This is a genomic window from Aquabacterium sp., from assembly GCF_049317225.1.
Taxonomy (GTDB): domain Bacteria; phylum Pseudomonadota; class Gammaproteobacteria; order Burkholderiales; family Burkholderiaceae_C; genus Aquabacterium.
Genome location: NZ_JBMOIR010000019.1, coordinates 39492 through 54955, shown reverse-complemented (window position 1 = coordinate 54955; position 15464 = coordinate 39492). Strand labels below are relative to the sequence as shown.

Annotated in this window: 15 protein-coding genes; 5 read left to right on the top strand and 10 right to left on the bottom strand. The window is 62.9% G+C overall.

Features of this window, described 5'->3' with window-relative positions; translation table 11 throughout:
- Together ACOYNB_RS11795 and ACOYNB_RS11790 are read left to right on the top strand one after the other, a co-directional pair.
- Positions 1-243: hypothetical protein (locus tag ACOYNB_RS11795; protein WP_422839252.1), on the top strand; the 243-nt coding region annotated here is incomplete at its 5' end.
- A gap of 62 nt (positions 244-305) precedes the next feature.
- On the top strand, positions 306-1067 hold the full coding sequence (locus tag ACOYNB_RS11790) for a 16S rRNA (uracil(1498)-N(3))-methyltransferase (RefSeq protein WP_422839254.1): 762 nt from the start codon (positions 306-308) through the stop codon (positions 1065-1067).
- Positions 1068-1111: 44 nt separating this feature from the next.
- Here ACOYNB_RS11790 and ACOYNB_RS11785 read toward each other — a convergent pair whose 3' ends face one another.
- The 8 genes from ACOYNB_RS11785 to argS all read right to left on the bottom strand — a co-directional run bounded on the left by ACOYNB_RS11785 (position 1112) and on the right by argS (position 9587).
- Positions 1112-2635 carry a THUMP domain-containing class I SAM-dependent RNA methyltransferase gene (locus ACOYNB_RS11785; protein ID WP_422839251.1) on the bottom strand — a complete coding sequence of 508 codons (1524 nt, stop codon included), beginning with the start codon at positions 2633-2635 and terminating at the stop codon, positions 1112-1114.
- 32 nt (positions 2636-2667) lie between these two features.
- Positions 2668-3378 carry a DUF599 domain-containing protein gene (locus ACOYNB_RS11780; RefSeq protein WP_374257049.1) on the bottom strand — a complete coding sequence of 237 codons (711 nt, stop codon included), beginning with the start codon at positions 3376-3378 and terminating at the stop codon, positions 2668-2670.
- 67 nt (positions 3379-3445) lie between these two features.
- On the bottom strand, positions 3446-4993 hold the full coding sequence (locus tag ACOYNB_RS11775) for an RNA polymerase factor sigma-54 (protein WP_422839250.1): 1548 nt from the start codon (positions 4991-4993) through the stop codon (positions 3446-3448).
- 8 nt (positions 4994-5001) lie between these two features.
- The gene (gene lptB / locus ACOYNB_RS11770) at positions 5002-5772 is read right to left on the bottom strand and encodes an LPS export ABC transporter ATP-binding protein (protein ID WP_422839249.1); all 771 of its coding nucleotides are present in this window, start codon (positions 5770-5772) and stop codon (positions 5002-5004) included.
- Between the two features lies 1 nt (position 5773).
- Positions 5774-6322 (bottom strand): lipopolysaccharide transport periplasmic protein LptA, encoded by a 549-nt coding sequence (gene lptA / locus ACOYNB_RS11765; RefSeq protein WP_422839248.1) that lies wholly within the window; start codon positions 6320-6322, stop codon positions 5774-5776.
- Between the two features lie 166 nt (positions 6323-6488).
- The gene (locus ACOYNB_RS11760) at positions 6489-7145 is read right to left on the bottom strand and encodes a thiol:disulfide interchange protein DsbA/DsbL (protein WP_422839247.1); all 657 of its coding nucleotides are present in this window, start codon (positions 7143-7145) and stop codon (positions 6489-6491) included.
- Positions 7146-7177: 32 nt separating this feature from the next.
- A complete protein-coding gene (locus ACOYNB_RS11755; protein ID WP_422839246.1) occupies positions 7178-7867 on the bottom strand; it encodes an SPOR domain-containing protein in 690 nt (229 codons plus the stop codon).
- A 28-nt stretch (positions 7868-7895) separates the two neighbouring features.
- Entirely contained in the window at positions 7896-9587 is a 1692-nt protein-coding gene (argS, locus tag ACOYNB_RS11750; RefSeq protein ID WP_422839245.1) for an arginine--tRNA ligase, read from the bottom strand.
- Between the two features lie 142 nt (positions 9588-9729).
- Here argS and ACOYNB_RS11745 point away from each other — a divergent pair, with 142 nt between their 5' ends.
- Together ACOYNB_RS11745 and ACOYNB_RS11740 are read left to right on the top strand one after the other, a co-directional pair.
- A complete protein-coding gene (locus tag ACOYNB_RS11745) occupies positions 9730-11067 on the top strand; it encodes a serine/threonine-protein kinase (protein ID WP_422839244.1) in 1338 nt (445 codons plus the stop codon).
- A 124-nt stretch (positions 11068-11191) separates the two neighbouring features.
- Positions 11192-11470: a hypothetical protein gene (locus ACOYNB_RS11740; protein ID WP_422839243.1), complete on the top strand. Its 279-nt coding sequence runs from the start codon at positions 11192-11194 to the stop codon at positions 11468-11470.
- A 69-nt stretch (positions 11471-11539) separates the two neighbouring features.
- Here the strand turns inward: ACOYNB_RS11740 and ACOYNB_RS11735 are convergent, their stop codons facing one another.
- Positions 11540-11995: a DUF2214 family protein gene (locus ACOYNB_RS11735; RefSeq protein WP_422839242.1), complete on the bottom strand. Its 456-nt coding sequence runs from the start codon at positions 11993-11995 to the stop codon at positions 11540-11542.
- Between the two features lie 36 nt (positions 11996-12031).
- Positions 12032-12955: a LysR substrate-binding domain-containing protein gene (locus ACOYNB_RS11730; RefSeq protein WP_422839241.1), complete on the bottom strand. Its 924-nt coding sequence runs from the start codon at positions 12953-12955 to the stop codon at positions 12032-12034.
- A gap of 271 nt (positions 12956-13226) precedes the next feature.
- On the opposite strand from ACOYNB_RS11730, the gene ACOYNB_RS11725 reads away from it, so the two are divergent.
- Positions 13227-15428 carry a malate synthase G gene (locus ACOYNB_RS11725; protein ID WP_422839240.1) on the top strand — a complete coding sequence of 734 codons (2202 nt, stop codon included), beginning with the start codon at positions 13227-13229 and terminating at the stop codon, positions 15426-15428.
- The last annotated feature ends 36 nt before the right edge of the window (positions 15429-15464 follow it).

Genomic DNA, 15464 nt, shown 5'->3' with positions numbered 1-15464 from the left:
GGCTTCTTTCATCCAAACACCCACGCTTATCGGCTGTTAATTTTTAAAGAACTTGTCGCTTGCATCGATCGCTTGTTTGTTGTCGCGATCAGCGGAGAATGCAATTATGGCACTGTTTTTCATGAGTGCGCAAGTCTTTTTGCAAAAAAGTTGAAAAAGATGCGCGCCCCTCTGGCGGAGGGCTTTGACGGTGTCAGTGTTGCTTCGTTTTCGTTGGCGGACAATGGCGTTTGCGGCGGGTGATGTCTGAGGGAGATCTCGTCCGGACCGCAGGGATCACTTGTCTTGAATGAGGGTTGCGAGTGTTGCCTCGTTTTTTTGTCGGCGCTTTGCCGAGCGCCTTGCCTGATCATGAGTTGCAGTTGCCGGATGGTGCAGCGCGCCACGTGCAGGTGTTGCGCATGCAGCCTGGCCAGTGCATCCAGATCTTTGATGGTGCTGGCCATGAGTGGGTGGCCGAAATCGGAGAGATGGGGCGCAAGCATGTGGCCGTGCGACTTCAAAGCCCCGTCCCCAATCATCGAGAACTGCCCGTGCGCATCACCCTGGCGGTGGGCATGCCGGCCAACGACCGCATGGACGCCGTGATCGAGAAGGCCACCGAGTTGGGCGCACACGCCATTCAGCCTCTGATGAGTCAACGGTCGGTGCTCAGGCTTGAGGGGGACCGTGCGGCCAAGAAGGTGGCGCACTGGCAGGGTGTCGCTGTGGCGGCCAGCGAGCAATGCGGGCGCGCCGTCGTGCCAGTGGTGCATCCCGTGCAAAGCCTGAACACGTGGCTGCACTCGGAAGCGGCCTCGAGCGCGCAGTTCGAGCACCGCGCGGTGCTGAGTTTGCGGGAGGCTCGGTCCATTCGCTCGGTGCTGCAGGCCGCCACCGCCACGGCATCACAACAGGGGGTGCGCTGGGTGTTTCTGAATGGCCCGGAGGGCGGCCTGAACGAGGAAGAGGAAACCAGCGCGCTGAAAGCCGGGTGGCAAGCTGTGACGCTGGGCGCGCGCACCTTGCGTGCCGACACGGCCCCGCTGGCCGCGCTCAGTGTGATGGCGGCGCATTACGAGGGCTGACCGAGTCTCTCGCCTGCGGTGGGGGGCAGGTCAGGGTTGCTGGATCAGTCTTGCGGGGCGCCAGCTTGATCTGCGTCGCCCGTCGGTTTGGGTGTGCGCAGGCTGCCGGCAATCAGGTCAAAACGGAACAGTCGGCACTCGATGGGACCGTTGTACATGACAACGCGGCGGCTTTCCTTCAAGCGCATGGCGCCGGGCAACTTCATGTCCGGACTCAAGATCCACGCGGTCCAGCCCGTGTAGTGCTTTTTCCAGTGTGACGAGAGCCGCTGGAAGAAGGTGGCGGCTTCGTCGTCCTGGAACTGCTCGCGGCCAGCACGTGCCACGGGCACCTCGTCATCGAACTCGGCGCGCTGTTGGTAGGCATTGCGCACGGAACCTTTGGTGTCAATGCGCTCGCCATAAGGCGGGTTGAACATCAAGACGCCGCGTTCACAGGGCACTGGACGCTGCAAAGCATCTGCCGTCTTGAATTCGATGTACTGACGCACACCAGCGCGTTCGGCGTTGCGGGTGGCGAAGTCGGTCATGCGGAAAGCGACGTCGCCCGCGTAGATGGCCACGCGCGGGGGGTGCTGGCGGTCTTTGGCGGCTTGCTTCAGGCGCTGCCACTCGGGCAGATGCGGCTTGAAGGGCAACAGCTTCTCAAAGGCAAAGCGACGGTGCAGACCCGGCGCCATGTCGCACGCAATCTGAGCGGCTTCGATGGGAATGGTGCCGGCGCCACAACAGGGATCCAGCAAGGCGCCATCTTCCGGTCGGCCTTGCCAGCCTGCAGCGGCCAGCATGGCGGCTGCAAGGGTTTCCTTGAGCGGAGCCTCGCCGGTATCTTCGCGCCAGCCACGTTTGAACAGGGCCTCGCCAGAGGTGTCCACATACAGGGTGGCCTCCAGGTCATCCATGTACAGGACCAGGCTGAGGTCGGGGAAGCGGGTGTCCACATTGGGCCGCTCACCGAAGCGCTCGCGCAGGTCGTCGCACACGGCGTCTTTGACGCGCAGGGCGGCGAAATTCAGGCTTTGCAAGTGGCTGCGGCGCGCCGTGACATCCACGCGCAAGGTTTGCCGGGGCGTGATCCAGTCCGCCCAGTTGACGCAACGGGCCAGGAGATAGATATCGTCCTCATGGCGATAGACGCGCGATGACACCCGCCAGAGAACACGCTGGGCCAGGCGGCTTTCGAGGTTGAGGCGCATGGCGTGCCCGATCAGCTCGCGGTGCTTGGCAGCGGGATCGCGTGTGGCGGGGGCGGCCTGGACTTCGATGCCGCCACGGGACTCGGTGATCTGCGCGTCACCGCCCAGGATGCGCCGGGCTTCGTCGGCCAACAGGGTCTCGACGCCCGAAGGACACGAGAGGTACAGGGCAGCGGGTCGGTCCGCGTTCAGGACGGGCCCCTGGGTGCGCGATTGATGCTCAGGTCGCACACGAATGGGCGCACGACCGGCTTGCGGGCCCGGCCCACGGGGGCCGGCTGGATGGGATCGCGCGGGACGGTCAGCCGACTCGCCAGACGGACGCCCCGTGGAAGCGGACACAACGGGACGACGGGGGGGCTTGATCGGCATGGTAAGCAGGGCGCAAAAAAGGGGAGACCCGTTCAGGCGCGCAAAATGGCCAGAACGTCGGAATGGAATTCTCGCCGATAGAGCACCCACAGAACCGCCAGGGTACCCAGCACAAAGGCAAAAGGTGACATGAACCAGCCAATGACGGCGAAAGACAGGTAATACGCACGCAAGCCGTCATTGAAGCTTTCGGCCGCCATGCCCATCAGCTTGCCAGCGCGGTCGGCGAATTCCTTGCGGTCAGCCTCACCGCGCGTGAACACATCGACGTTGGGAGCTGACCCCACCATGATCGCACCGAAGGAGTAAACCCGCATCGACCAGGTGAAGCGGAAGAAGGCGTAGATGAAGACCGTGAGCAGGACCAGGATCTTGACGTCGAACACCAGCATGGAGGTTCGCGCCGCGAAAGGCAGGTCCTTCACCAACTCGGAGGCCTTGTCATTGGTGCCCAGCACGGCGAGCAAGCCACCAAGCACCAGGATGGTGGTCGACGCCCAAAAACTGGGACTGCTGGCCAGATTTTGGGTGACAGCAGCATCGACGATGCGCTGGTCGCGGTGGGTGACCTGCAGCATCCAGAGGCGGCGATAGTGGTTGGTGCTGGACAGCAAGGTGCGCTCGGCTTTGGCGCGACGCTTGGCAAACAGCACATAGCCAATCCAGCTGATGAAAAAGAGCGCCAGTGCGGTCCAGTCCTGCCAGGGCAGAACGCTGAGGAGGTGTTCGAGGGAGGTGGGCATGATCTGAACGCAGATGACGATGGGGCCGGGGTACCTCGGCCAGGCTGCCCCCAAAGAGGGATGCGCTTTAGAGTACCTTGCGCAGGTTGGCCGGCGCAATCTTGAGGGCTTCTCGGTACTTGGCCACGGTGCGGCGAGCGACCTGGATGCCCTGCTCTTCCAGCATGTTGGCCAACGCGCTGTCAGACAGTGGCTTTTTGGGATCTTCGGCGGCGACCAGTTGCTTGATCAGGGCGCGCACCGCGGTGCTGGAAGCATTGCCGCCGGCCTCGGTGTTGAGCGACGAACCGAAGAAGTATTTGAGCTCGAAGGTGCCAAAAGGCGTGAGCATGTACTTCGCCGTGGTCACACGCGAGATGGTGGATTCGTGCAGGCCCAGTTCATCCGCGATTTCGCGCAGGACCAGCGGCTTCATGGCGATTTCGCCGTGGGTGAAGAAGTTACGCTGACGGTCGACGATGGCTTGCGACACGCGCAAGATGGTGTCGAATCGCTGCTGGATGTTCTTGACGAACCAGCGCGCCTCCTGCAGGCGCGCATTGAGGTTGGTGTGGCCTTCGGAGGCTGTGCCGCCGCGCGGCGCACGGGTGGCGCGCAAAGCCTGGGCGTAGTAATCGTTGATGCGCAACCGCGGCATGACGTCGGGGTTGAGCACAACCTTCCAGTTGCGCCCGGATTTCTGCACGATGACATCCGGCACGATGATGTTGGCCTCGGCACGCGTGAAGGCACGACCCGGCTTGGGCTCCAGCGCCACGATCAAGGCCTGCGCTTCCTTGAGCAGGCTCTCATCGGCGCCCGTGGCCGCCATGAGCTTCTTGAAATCACGCCGCGCCAGCAACTCGAGATGATGTCGGCAGATCAGGATGGCGATTTGCCGGGCCTCGCTGCTGGGCTGCGCACGCAACTGCAGGATCAGGCAATCGGACAGATTGGCTGCCCCCACGCCGACAGGCTCGAGGTTTTGCAGCCACCCCAAGGCACAGCGCAGGCGGGACAGGATCTCGTCACGCAGGTCTTCATCGGCCGATTCGGGGGTGAGGCTTTCGGCGATCTCTTCGATGGGGTCGGCCAGGTAGCCGTCCTCGTTGAGCGATTCGATCAGGATCTCGACCGCAGCCATGTCCTGCTGACTCAGGCGCGTTCCAAGCAATTGCTGACGCAGGTGGTCTTGCAGGCTGATGGCCGAGGTGTTGCGCTCCAACGGGTCGAAGTCATCGTCGTCTCCGCTGGAGTGGCGGGCCGGGGCTTCGCTGATGCCATCGAAGTCATCCCGCTCGGTGCCGTTTTCCCAGTCGTCTCGCTCGGTAGCACCTGCGCCCAGATCGGCGGTATCCAGTCCGGCGGGCTCGGCATCGCCTTGGCCCCCGTCGCGGTCGGCTCCCCCGTCTTCGACGCTGTTGCGGTCGTTGCGTTGGCGCTCGAACTCCATTGTGGCCAGGGTTTCAATCGCGCTGAAGTCTTCCTCGGGTTCGAGGAAGGGGTTCTGCTCGAGCATCTGCTCGATTTCCTGGTGCAGTTCCAGCGTGGACAGTTGCAGCAAACGGATGGATTGCTGCAACTGGGGCGTCAACGCCAGATGTTGTGAAAGCCGGAACTGCAGGGATGGCTTCATGGGGGCGCTTACATGCGGAAGTGTTCGCCCAGGTAGACCTTGCGGACCTCAGCGTTGTTGACGATGTCGCCCGGACGGCCTTCGGCCAGCACGCGGCCTTCACTGATGATGTAGGCCCGATCACAGATCCCCAACGTTTCACGCACGTTGTGATCGGTGATGAGCACCCCGATACCACGCTCTTTGAGGAAACTGATGATGCGCTGAATTTCGATGACCGCGATGGGGTCGACGCCCGCAAAGGGCTCGTCCAGCAAGATGAAACGGGGCTGCGTGGCCAGCGCACGGGCAATTTCGACCCGACGACGTTCGCCACCGGACAGCGCCAGCGCCGGACTGGTGCGCAGCTTTTCAATGCTCAGATCGTGCAGCAAGGCATCCAACCGCTGCTCGATGGCGGACTTGCTCAGGCGCTTGCCCTGCTCGTCGACTTGCAACTCGAGCACCGCGCGAATGTTTTCTTCGACATTGAGCTGGCGGAAGATGGACGCCTCTTGCGGCAGATAGCTCAGCCCCAGGCGCGAGCGCTGGTGGATGGGCAACTTTTCGACACGCTCACCATCAATGGTGATCTGACCTGCATCGGCCGGCACCAAGCCCACGATCATGTAAAAGCTGGTGGTTTTGCCGGCGCCGTTGGGGCCCAACAGGCCGACCACTTCACCAGCGCTCACCGCTACGTGGACATCGTGCACAACCGTACGAGCCCCGTAACGTTTTTTGAGTTGCTCGGCACGCAGCTGGCTGACAGGGCCGGTAGCGGCGACGTCGTCACGCATCTCAGCGCCCCCCTTCTGTCGCAGCACGCGGTTCGCTGCTGCGAGGGGTGATGACGCCACGAACGCGACCGGACGATGCGGCGCCATCTGGGGCACCCTCCACCTGGAACACAGAGGTTTTGTTGTCGTAGACGATGACCGGCCCCGTGACCTGATCGTTGACCGATTGCCCCTGCAGGCGGCGCATCAGCGCGCGCCCCGTGAAACGCACGATTTCGGTCTTGCCGTCGTACACGATGCGCTCGGCTTCGCCTTCGATGAACTCGTCTGCACCATCGCGCTTCTGACGGAAGTAGGCTCGCCCACCGGGCCCGCCTGTGGCCGTGGCGGTTTGCGTTCCGTCGGCGTTTTGGCGCACTTCCACGCGGTCGGAGCGCACCACCATGCTGCCTTTGGAGATTTCGACATTGCCCGACAGGATGTTCAGGCGTTGCTTGTCTTCCACGCGCGCGGCGTCAGCGGCGAAGTTGAGCGGCTGAAAACGGTCAGCCTTTTCGGCATGCGCTCCCGACGCGCCAAGCACCAACAGCCCGCCCAGCAGGAGTTGCACAAGGGAGGTCAAAGGCGATGGGAAAGATTGGTTCTGCATCTTCGGCATGAAAGTTGCAGAAATTCTAGCCATGAAGTGCCGACCTTGCCGGCGAGACCCCGCGAAATACTGCGGAGGTTGACACACGTCCGTACACATGCTTGTTGTGCACGGACGTCGTGGTGCTTCAGCGCGCCTTACGCACCAAGTTGATGAGGAAGTCGGTGGTGGCCAGGGTCTTTTCGGGCGAGGCATTGAGGCTGACAGAGGTGGTGAAGCGGCCGCCAATGCCCAGGGTGGGCACGCCGTCGATCTTGTACGCATCGGTCAGGGCGCGGGCTTGCTTGCACTTGGCCTGCACGCCGAACGATTCCATGGTAGCCATGAAGCGGGGCGCATCCACACCTTGCTTGGCCACAAAGTCGGCGATCAGTTCTGGTTTGTCCAGGCGCTGACCTTGCTCATGCATGGCATGGAAGATCTTGGCGTGGAGCGTCGCACTCAAGCCCAAGGTTTCGACCGCGAAGTACAGCTTTTGGTGAAGGGCAAACGGATTTTCGCGGAACACCACGGGAATCCGGCGGAACACCACATCGGCCGGCAAACGACTGACCCACGCACTCAACGCGGGCTCGAAATGGAAACAGTGGGGGCAGCCGTACCAGAAGAACTCGACCACTTCGACCTTGCCAGCCGGTGCGGTCACGGGAGCGTACTGGTTCAGCTTGACATAGTTCGTGCCCTCGATCGGACCACCCTGTGCCATGGCCAAACCGGGCAGGCCCGCGCCCGCCCCCAAGCCCAAGGCGCCCAGGGTTTGGATCGAAAACTCACGACGATTCATGTCTTGTCCTTTCGAAGCCGCCCAATGCGGCATCACTTCTGAATGCGAACCAAGGCCGACTCCACGCCGGCGTTTTGCAGTTTGACGCGCACCTCTTCGGCCTGCTCACGCTGGGCGAACGGGCCGATGCGCACACGGAACATGTTGCGCCCGTTGACTTCGCGCTCTTGAATGCGCGGCTCGAGGCCCATCATGGCCAACTTGGCGCGCTGGGTCTCGGCTTCGGCTTGGCTGCCATAGGCGCCAGCTTGCACCTGATAGGTCAACGCATCCGAGGCTGGTGCGGCTGACACAGGCTCACCGGAGAGGATGGCCGCCGGATTGCGCGCACTGGAGGCGGGTGCGGCCGCTGGCTTGGCCGCCGAGGCGCCCTTGGACGGCACTGTGGCGGACGCCGCAGGAGCCGGTACAGGGGCCAACGGCGCCTCACGCACCGGTGCGGTGGCACTGGCCCCCGACGCAGCGGCAGAAGGCGCGGCCTCCACCGCATGCGGCTTGGCCGGGTTCTTGCCATACAGCGGGCTGTTGGGGTCCCAGTTCTTGTTGTGCTCGGCTTCGGCCGCGTCCTGCTCGGCAGTGCGCTGAGGCACCTTGTCGATGAAAGGCAGCGGCACTTTGGTGATGTAGAGGGCCACACCCAGCGCCAGCGCCAGCCCAATCAACAGGCCAACGATCATGCCGAGGAAAAAGCCGCCGCGTTGCGAGCCGCGCTGGGTTGTCATGCGTGGAGTCCTGTCGATCAAGGGTGAATTACATCTTTTCGGGTGCGCTCACGCCCAGGAGGGCGAGACCGTTGCGCAGCACCTGGGCGGTGGCCGTCAGCAACGCCACACGGGCGCGGCTGAGTTCGACCTCGTCGACCAGGAAACGTTCCGCCGCGTAGTAGCTATGGAACGCGCTGGCCAGATCACGCAGGTAGAAGGCCACGTCGTGCGGGGCCAAGCCTTGGGCGGCCGCCGTCAACATGCCGGGGAACTCGGCCAGCTTGGTCATCAGCGCCAGCTCGGTGTCCGCCGTCAGCAAAGACAGGTCGGCCCCGTGGATGGATGGCAGGTCACCGCCCTTCTCGGCATACTGGGCACGCACCGAGTGAATGCGGGCGTGGGCATACTGGACGTAGAACACGGGGTTCTCGTCGTTCTGCTTGAGGGCCAGGTCCACATCAAAGGTGAACTCGGTATCGGCCTTGCGGCTGATCAGGAAGAAGCGCACGGCGTCCTTGCTGGTCCACTCGATGAGGTCGCGCAGGGTGACGTAAGAGCCGGCGCGCTTGGAGATCTTGACCTCCTCGCCGTTCTTCATCACGGTGACCATCTTGTGCAGGACGTAGTCAGGCCAGCCTTGAGGGATGCCGACACCTGCGGCTTGCAGACCGGCGCGCACGCGGGCGATGGTGCCGTGGTGGTCGGAGCCCTGGATGTTGACGCACTGCTCGAAGCCACGCTCCCACTTGGCGATGTGATAGGCCACGTCGGGCACGAAGTAGGTGTAGCCGCCGTCGGTCTTGCGCATGACGCGGTCTTTGTCGTCACCGTAATCGGTGGAGCGCAGCCACAGGGCGCCACCCTCTTCATACGTCTTGCCCGCATCGACCAGACGTTGGACGGCGTTCTCGACGCGGCCATCGGTGTACAGGCTGGACTCGAGGTAGTAGTTGTCGAAGCGGACGCCGAAGGCCTTCAAGTCGAGATCTTGCTCATGGCGCAGGTAGGCCACGGCGAACTGACGGATACCGTCGAGGTCTTCCGGGTCGCCCGAGGCGGTGAATTCACGGTCATCGGCCTTGACGGTCTTCTTGGCCAGGAAATCGGCAGCGATCTCGGCGATGTAGTCGCCGTTGTAGGCCGACTCGGGCCAGTGCTCGTCACCGGGCTTGTAGCCCTTGATGCGCGCGTGGGTGGACCAGGCCAGGGTGCTGATCTGCACGCCGGCGTCGTTGTAATAGAACTCGCGGGTGACCGACTGGCCTTGCGTCTCGAACAGGTTGCACAGGGCATCGCCCAAAGCGCCTTGACGGCCGTGGCCTACGTGCAGCGGACCGGTGGGGTTGGCCGACACGAACTCGACCAGCACTTTCTTGCCGGTCTTGGGTTGCCAGCCGAATTGCTCGCCTGCGGCCAGCACGTCGGTCACGATGGCTTGCTTGGCGGCGGGCTTGAGTCGCAGGTTGATGAAACCGGGACCCGCGATTTCGATGGGCAACTGCACCCATTGCTGCACGGCAGGCTGGGCTTCCAGGGCGGCCACCAGGGCCGTGGCCAACTCGCGGGGGTTCTTCTTCAGCGGCTTGGCCAACTGCATGGCAGCCGTCACGGCCAGATCACCGTGGGCAGCTTGCTTGGGGGCTTCGAAAACCGGAGAGAAGGACGCAGGGGCGTCAGGCGCCGCTTGGCGCAGGGCCTCACCGAGGGCAGAAAGAAGGTCACGCTTGGCTTGAATCATGGGTGGAATTCTACGAGGGCTGCCGCCGTGGGTGTACAACGTCGATCAAGAGAGGAGAATTGCACACTTCATCAGGGTCTTTTCGCGCAACGGGAAATCACGCACAGTGGAAAGATCCGGACAAGGAGATCATTGGCTCAGCATGGATGACATCGACATCGACCTCGACAACGGTCTGATCGGCAAGTACCGCATCACCAAGAAGCTGGGCGACGGCGCTACCAGCGAGGTGTTCCTGTGCCGGGATGATTTCCATGACCGGGATGTGGCCATCAAGCGCGTGCGCTCGTCGGTGCTGATCGACGCGGTGGATGGCCCGGTGTACGCGCGCTTCTTTGCGGCCGAGGCTGCTTTGGTCGGCCGACTGCAACACCCGAACGTCGTGCACATTTACGACGCGGTGCCCGATCCGGTAGCGCCGTATGTGGTGATGGAGTACGTGCCGGGCACCACACTGCGCACGTTCTGTCGCCCCGATCAGCTGCTGCCCCTGGATCAGATCATTGAAGTGGGTTTCAAGTGCGCGATGGCCTTGGGCTATGTGTACCGCCAGGGCCTGATCCATCGTGACGTGAAGCCGGCCAACATCCTGGCGATCACCAACGAAGCTGGTCAGGTGGTGGACGTCAAGATCAGCGACTTTGGCAGCGTGCTCAACCTGACGGCCGAGTCCACTCAGATCCACCAGGTGGGGTCGCTGGCCTACATGGCACCCGAACAGCTGGATGGGGAGACGCCCGACTGCCGTGCCGACATTTACGGCTTGGGCGCGGTGCTGTACCACCTCATCGCGGGGCGACCACCCTTTGAGGCATCGTCGCAAGCGGTGCTGATGAACCAGATCTACAACCAGATGCCTGCGCCCCTGTCAGGCATGCGCGCGGGCGTGGACACGGCCGTCGATGAAGTGGTGATGCGCGCCCTGGCCAAGAACCGGGACGACCGCTACCCCAGCTGGGATGCGTTTGCACAAGCCCTGTCCGGCCTGATAGCCGAGCACAAGGTGCCCCGCGGCCACCTGCAGGGCGTGCTGGATTCTGAGCGGTTCAACCTGCTGCGTACGCTGGACTTTTTCTCCAACTTTGGCGATGTCGAGTTGTGGGAAGTGGTGCACCGGGCAAAGTGGCAGCGCTTTTCGTTTGGTCATGCCTTGTACCGGCGCGGCGAAGAGGGGCGCACTTTCCACATCATTGCCCAAGGCAGTGTCGAGGTGTACCGCAGCAGCAAGCGGGTGGCGCTGCTGGGCGCCGGCACCTCGGTGGGCGAGATGGCCTATCTGGCGCCCAATCCCGAGTTGCGACGTCACAGCACCGACGTGGTGGTAACCGAGCCCGCGACCACCATTTCGTTCACCCCGGACACGATGCAGCAGCTCAGCCCAACGTGTCGGCATCTGTTTGACGAAGCCTTCATCCGCGTGCTGGTGCGGCGTCTGCATGCGGCCCACGAGGCCCTGGCCCACCCGCGCCGCATCATGTGAGGTGCAGCCGCACCCCAATTTGCCGGCGCTGTCATCGCGTTGACGGCACCACGCGTTAAGCTGCACAGACGGATGGCGAACGGTCGCCTCCGCAGAATGCCTGATCTGAAACTAGGAGCTCGACATGCGTGCACTGATTGCTTCCCTGACTCTGGCCCTGCTGGCCACCGTGGCTCACGCGGGTGACGCTGCTTGCGAAGCCAAAGCGGTTGACAAGAATGGCAAGGCCCTGGCGGGCGCAGCCAAGACCAGCTTCATCAAGAAGTGCGAGAAGGAATCGGGGGCAGCCAATACCGGCGCTGCTTGCGCGGCCAAGGCGGTCGACAAGAATGGCAAGGCCCTGGCGGGCGCAGCCAAGACCAGCTTCATCAAGAAGTGCGAAAAGGACGCTGCGGCGAAGTAAACCTTCCAGCCGGCTTCTGTACCGCATGGGCGCCTTCGGGCGCCCTTTTTTGTGGATGCAAGGCCGTGTTCAGAAGGTCCAGACACCACGCGCCAGCAAGGTGGCGGCAAGCGGAATGAGCAGCATCACATGCGCCTGAAACATGATGATGCGCCGCACAGCCAGCACCTCGGCAGCCGCTGGCAACACGTTCAGTTCGTCCCAACGCTTGCGCCACCGCAGAAAACTGAACGTGGGCTTGAGCGAGAGAACGCCGATGAAGGCGAAGATGGTCAACTTGGCGTGCAGCAAGGGCTGCGTCCAGTACCACCCCACGCCTTTGATGCCCCAGAAGGTGCGCGCCAGTCCGGTGAGCAGCACAACCGCCGCAGCTGCCAGATACAAGGTGTCGATGCGCACCAATCGGTGGATGACCGCTGCATTGAGCCACTCGGGCCGACACAGGGCAGCCTCGCTGGTCACAAAGACCACGACACCCAGGATGGCGGCAAAGTGGGCATAAGCCAGGATGGCTTCAAGCAACATGGTGGTCAGATCAAGCTGGATCGGGAAAGACCTGCATCATGCCCCAGTCACGGCGGCTTGCTGCCAATAGACCTCATCGGCGTAGGCCTCCTTGATGAAGTCGATCCACAAGCGCACCCGCAAAGGCAGGTGCTTGCGTTGGGCAAACACCGCGTAAATGCCATTGGGTGGTGCCGCATACGCGTCCAGCACGCTGACCAGTCTCCCGGCCTGCACGTCGGCCGACACCTCCCACCAGGAACGCCAGGCCAACCCCAGTCCCGCCAGACACCAGGCATGCAGGACCTGCCCATCGGAGCAGTCCAGCCGCGTCGAAGGGCGCACCCGGGTCAACTGTCCGTCCAGCGTGAACGCCCACCCGCGCGTCTGACTGGCTTCGGAGCTCAAGGTCAGGCAGTCATGTCGGGTGATGTCGGAAGGATGCTCCGGGCGACCACGCTCGGCCAGGTAGTCCGGACTGGCCACGCACAGGCGACGGTTGTCGGCCAAACGGGTGCTCACCAGAGACGAGTCCGGCAAGTCGCCCACACGGATCGCACAGTCATAGCCATCGTTGACGAGGTCGACCAGCCTGTCTGACAAATCCAGGGACAAGGACACCTCCGGGTGCCGTGCGATGAATTGCGGCACCAAGGGCGCCACATGGCGACGCCCGAACCCCGCCGGCGCGGTAATGCGCAAGTGACCACTGGCTTTCAGCCCCCCGGCGCTCACACTGGCCTCGGCATTGGCCAACTCGGCCAGCACGCGCTGGGCGTCCTCCAGAAAAGCACTGCCTTCGTGGGTCAGGGTGATGCGGCGCGTGGTACGCACCAGCAACTTGACGCCCAGACGCTCTTCTAGGGCATCGATACGACGCCCGATCACGGCAGGGGCCACGCCTTCGGCGGCAGCGGCGGCCGTCAGGCTGCCTTTCATGGACACGGCCACGAACGATTCGATCTGCTTGAGTCGGTCCACGTCTGTTGCTCCCCCGGCCATCTGCCAGAACAGAACTGCGCGTCACATCCTGAACGCACCCGGCCCGCCCGACAAGATGGGGTCAACCCAAATCCGCAGGAATGCGGACACTTTTCAGGTTGACTTTTGCTTAAAAGTCATTAATCCATGAATTTTATGGGCAGTAATGTTCATGAAAGTATCGAATAAACTTCCATGTTCAGCTAGTGCTTCGGCCATGCCCGAGGTCACCCACCCCTCTCCTCCAAGATCATCTCCTGACGAGGTTTTCATGACCGCACGTACCACCGTCCACAGCCTGCAAGTGGCCACCGAACTCTTCCGTTTCGTTGAAGACAAGGTGTTGCCCGGCACCGGCATCGACAGCGCCAAGTTCTGGGCTGGCTTTGACCAGATCGTCAACGACCTGGCCCCCAAGAACGCTGCACTGCTGGCCGAGCGTGACCGCATCCAGGCCGAGATGGACGCCTGGCACACCGCCAACCCCGGCCCGATCCAGGACATGGCCGCCTACAAGGCTCACCTGGAAAAGATCGGCTACCTGGTGCCCGTGCCAGCCGACGTGCAAGCCACGACCGCCAATGTGGACGCCGAACTGGCACTGCAAGCCGGTCCTCAGCTGGTGGTGCCCATCCTGAACGCCCGCTACGCCCTGAACGCTGCCAACGCTCGTTGGGGCAGCCTGTACGACGCGCTGTATGGCACCGATGCCATCTCTGAAGAAGGCGGCGCCGACAAGGGCACGGGCTACAACCCTGTCCGTGGTGCCAAGGTCATCGCCTGGGCCCGTAATTTCCTGGATCAATCCGCTCCGCTGGAAGGCGCATCGCACAAGGACGCCGCCGGCTACCGTGTCGAAGGCGGCAAGCTGGTCGTGACCCTGACCAATGGTTCGACCACTGGTCTGGCCAACCCCGCTCAGTTCGTGGGCTTCCAAGGCGACGCCGCTGCCCCCAAGAGCGTGCTGCTGGTCAACAACGGCCTGCACGTCGACATCCAGATCAACCGTGAAACCGCCATCGGCAAGACCGATCCGGCCGGCGTGTCCGACCTGATTCTGGAAGCCGCCCTGTCCACCATCCTGGACCTGGAAGACTCCGTCGCCGCCGTGGATGCCGAAGACAAGGTGCTGGGCTACAGCAACTGGCTGGGCATTCAACAAGGCACGCTGGCCGAAGAAGTGGCCAAGGGTGGCAAGACCTTCACCCGTACGCTGAACGGCGACCGCGTCTACACCGGCGCCAACGGTGGCGAAGTCAAGCTGCACGGCCGTTCGCTGATGTTCGTGCGTAACGTGGGTCACCTGATGACCAACCCCGCCATCCTGTGGGGCGCCGAGGGCAAGGAAATCCCCGAAGGCATCATGGACGCCGTGATCACCACCGCCATCGCCCTGCACGACCTGCAAGGCCACGGCAAGATCAACGGCCAAGCCATCCGCAACTCGCGCGCTGGCTCGATCTACATCGTGAAGCCCAAGATGCACGGCCCGACCGAAGTGGGCTTCGCCAACGAGCTGTTCGGCCGCGTGGAGCAACTGCTGGGTCTGGCTGACAGCACCGTCAAGCTGGGCATCATGGACGAAGAGCGTCGCACTTCGGCCAACCTGAAGGCTTGTATCGCTGCCGCCAAGAGCCGCGTGGCCTTCATCAACACGGGCTTCCTGGACCGCACCGGCGACGAAATGCACACCGCCATGCTGGCCGGCGCCATGATGCGCAAGGGCGACATCAAGGGTTCGGACTGGATTGCTGCGTACGAGCGCCGTAACGTGCTGATCGGTCTGCAATGTGGCCTGAAGGGCCGCGCGCAAATCGGCAAGGGCATGTGGGCCATGCCCGACCTGATGGCCGAAATGCTGAAGCAAAAGATCGGTCATCCCAAGGCTGGTGCCAACACCGCCTGGACCCCTTCGCCGACCGCCGCCACCCTGCACGCCACGCACTATCACCAAGTGAGCGTCGCCGCGGTGCAAACCGAGATCGAGAAGTCTGGCGAAGACGCCCAGGCCCTGATGGACAAGCTGCTGACCATCCCCGTGGTCGCCGAAGCCAACTGGACCGAAGCCGAGAAGCAACAAGAGCTGGACAACAACATCCAGGGCATCCTGGGTTATGTGGTTCGCTGGGTTGACCAAGGTGTCGGTTGCTCGAAGGTGCCTGACATCCATGACATCGGCCTGATGGAAGACCGCGCCACCCTGCGTATCTCCAGCCAACACGTGGCCAACTGGCTGCACCATGGCGTGGTGACCGAAGCCCAAGTGCGTGAAACCTTCACCCGCATGGCCGCCATCGTCGACAAGCAAAACGCTGGCGACAAGCTGTACGAATCGCTGGTCGCAAACCCCAACGGTTGTGCCTTCCAAGCCGCTCTGGACCTGGTGTTCAAGGGCAAGGAGCAGCCTTCCGGTTACACCGAGCCTCTGCTGCACGCCTGGCGTCAGAAGAAGAAGGCCGAAGCCAAGGCCTGATCGATCGCTGAGATCGCATCCGGAAAGTGAAAGGCG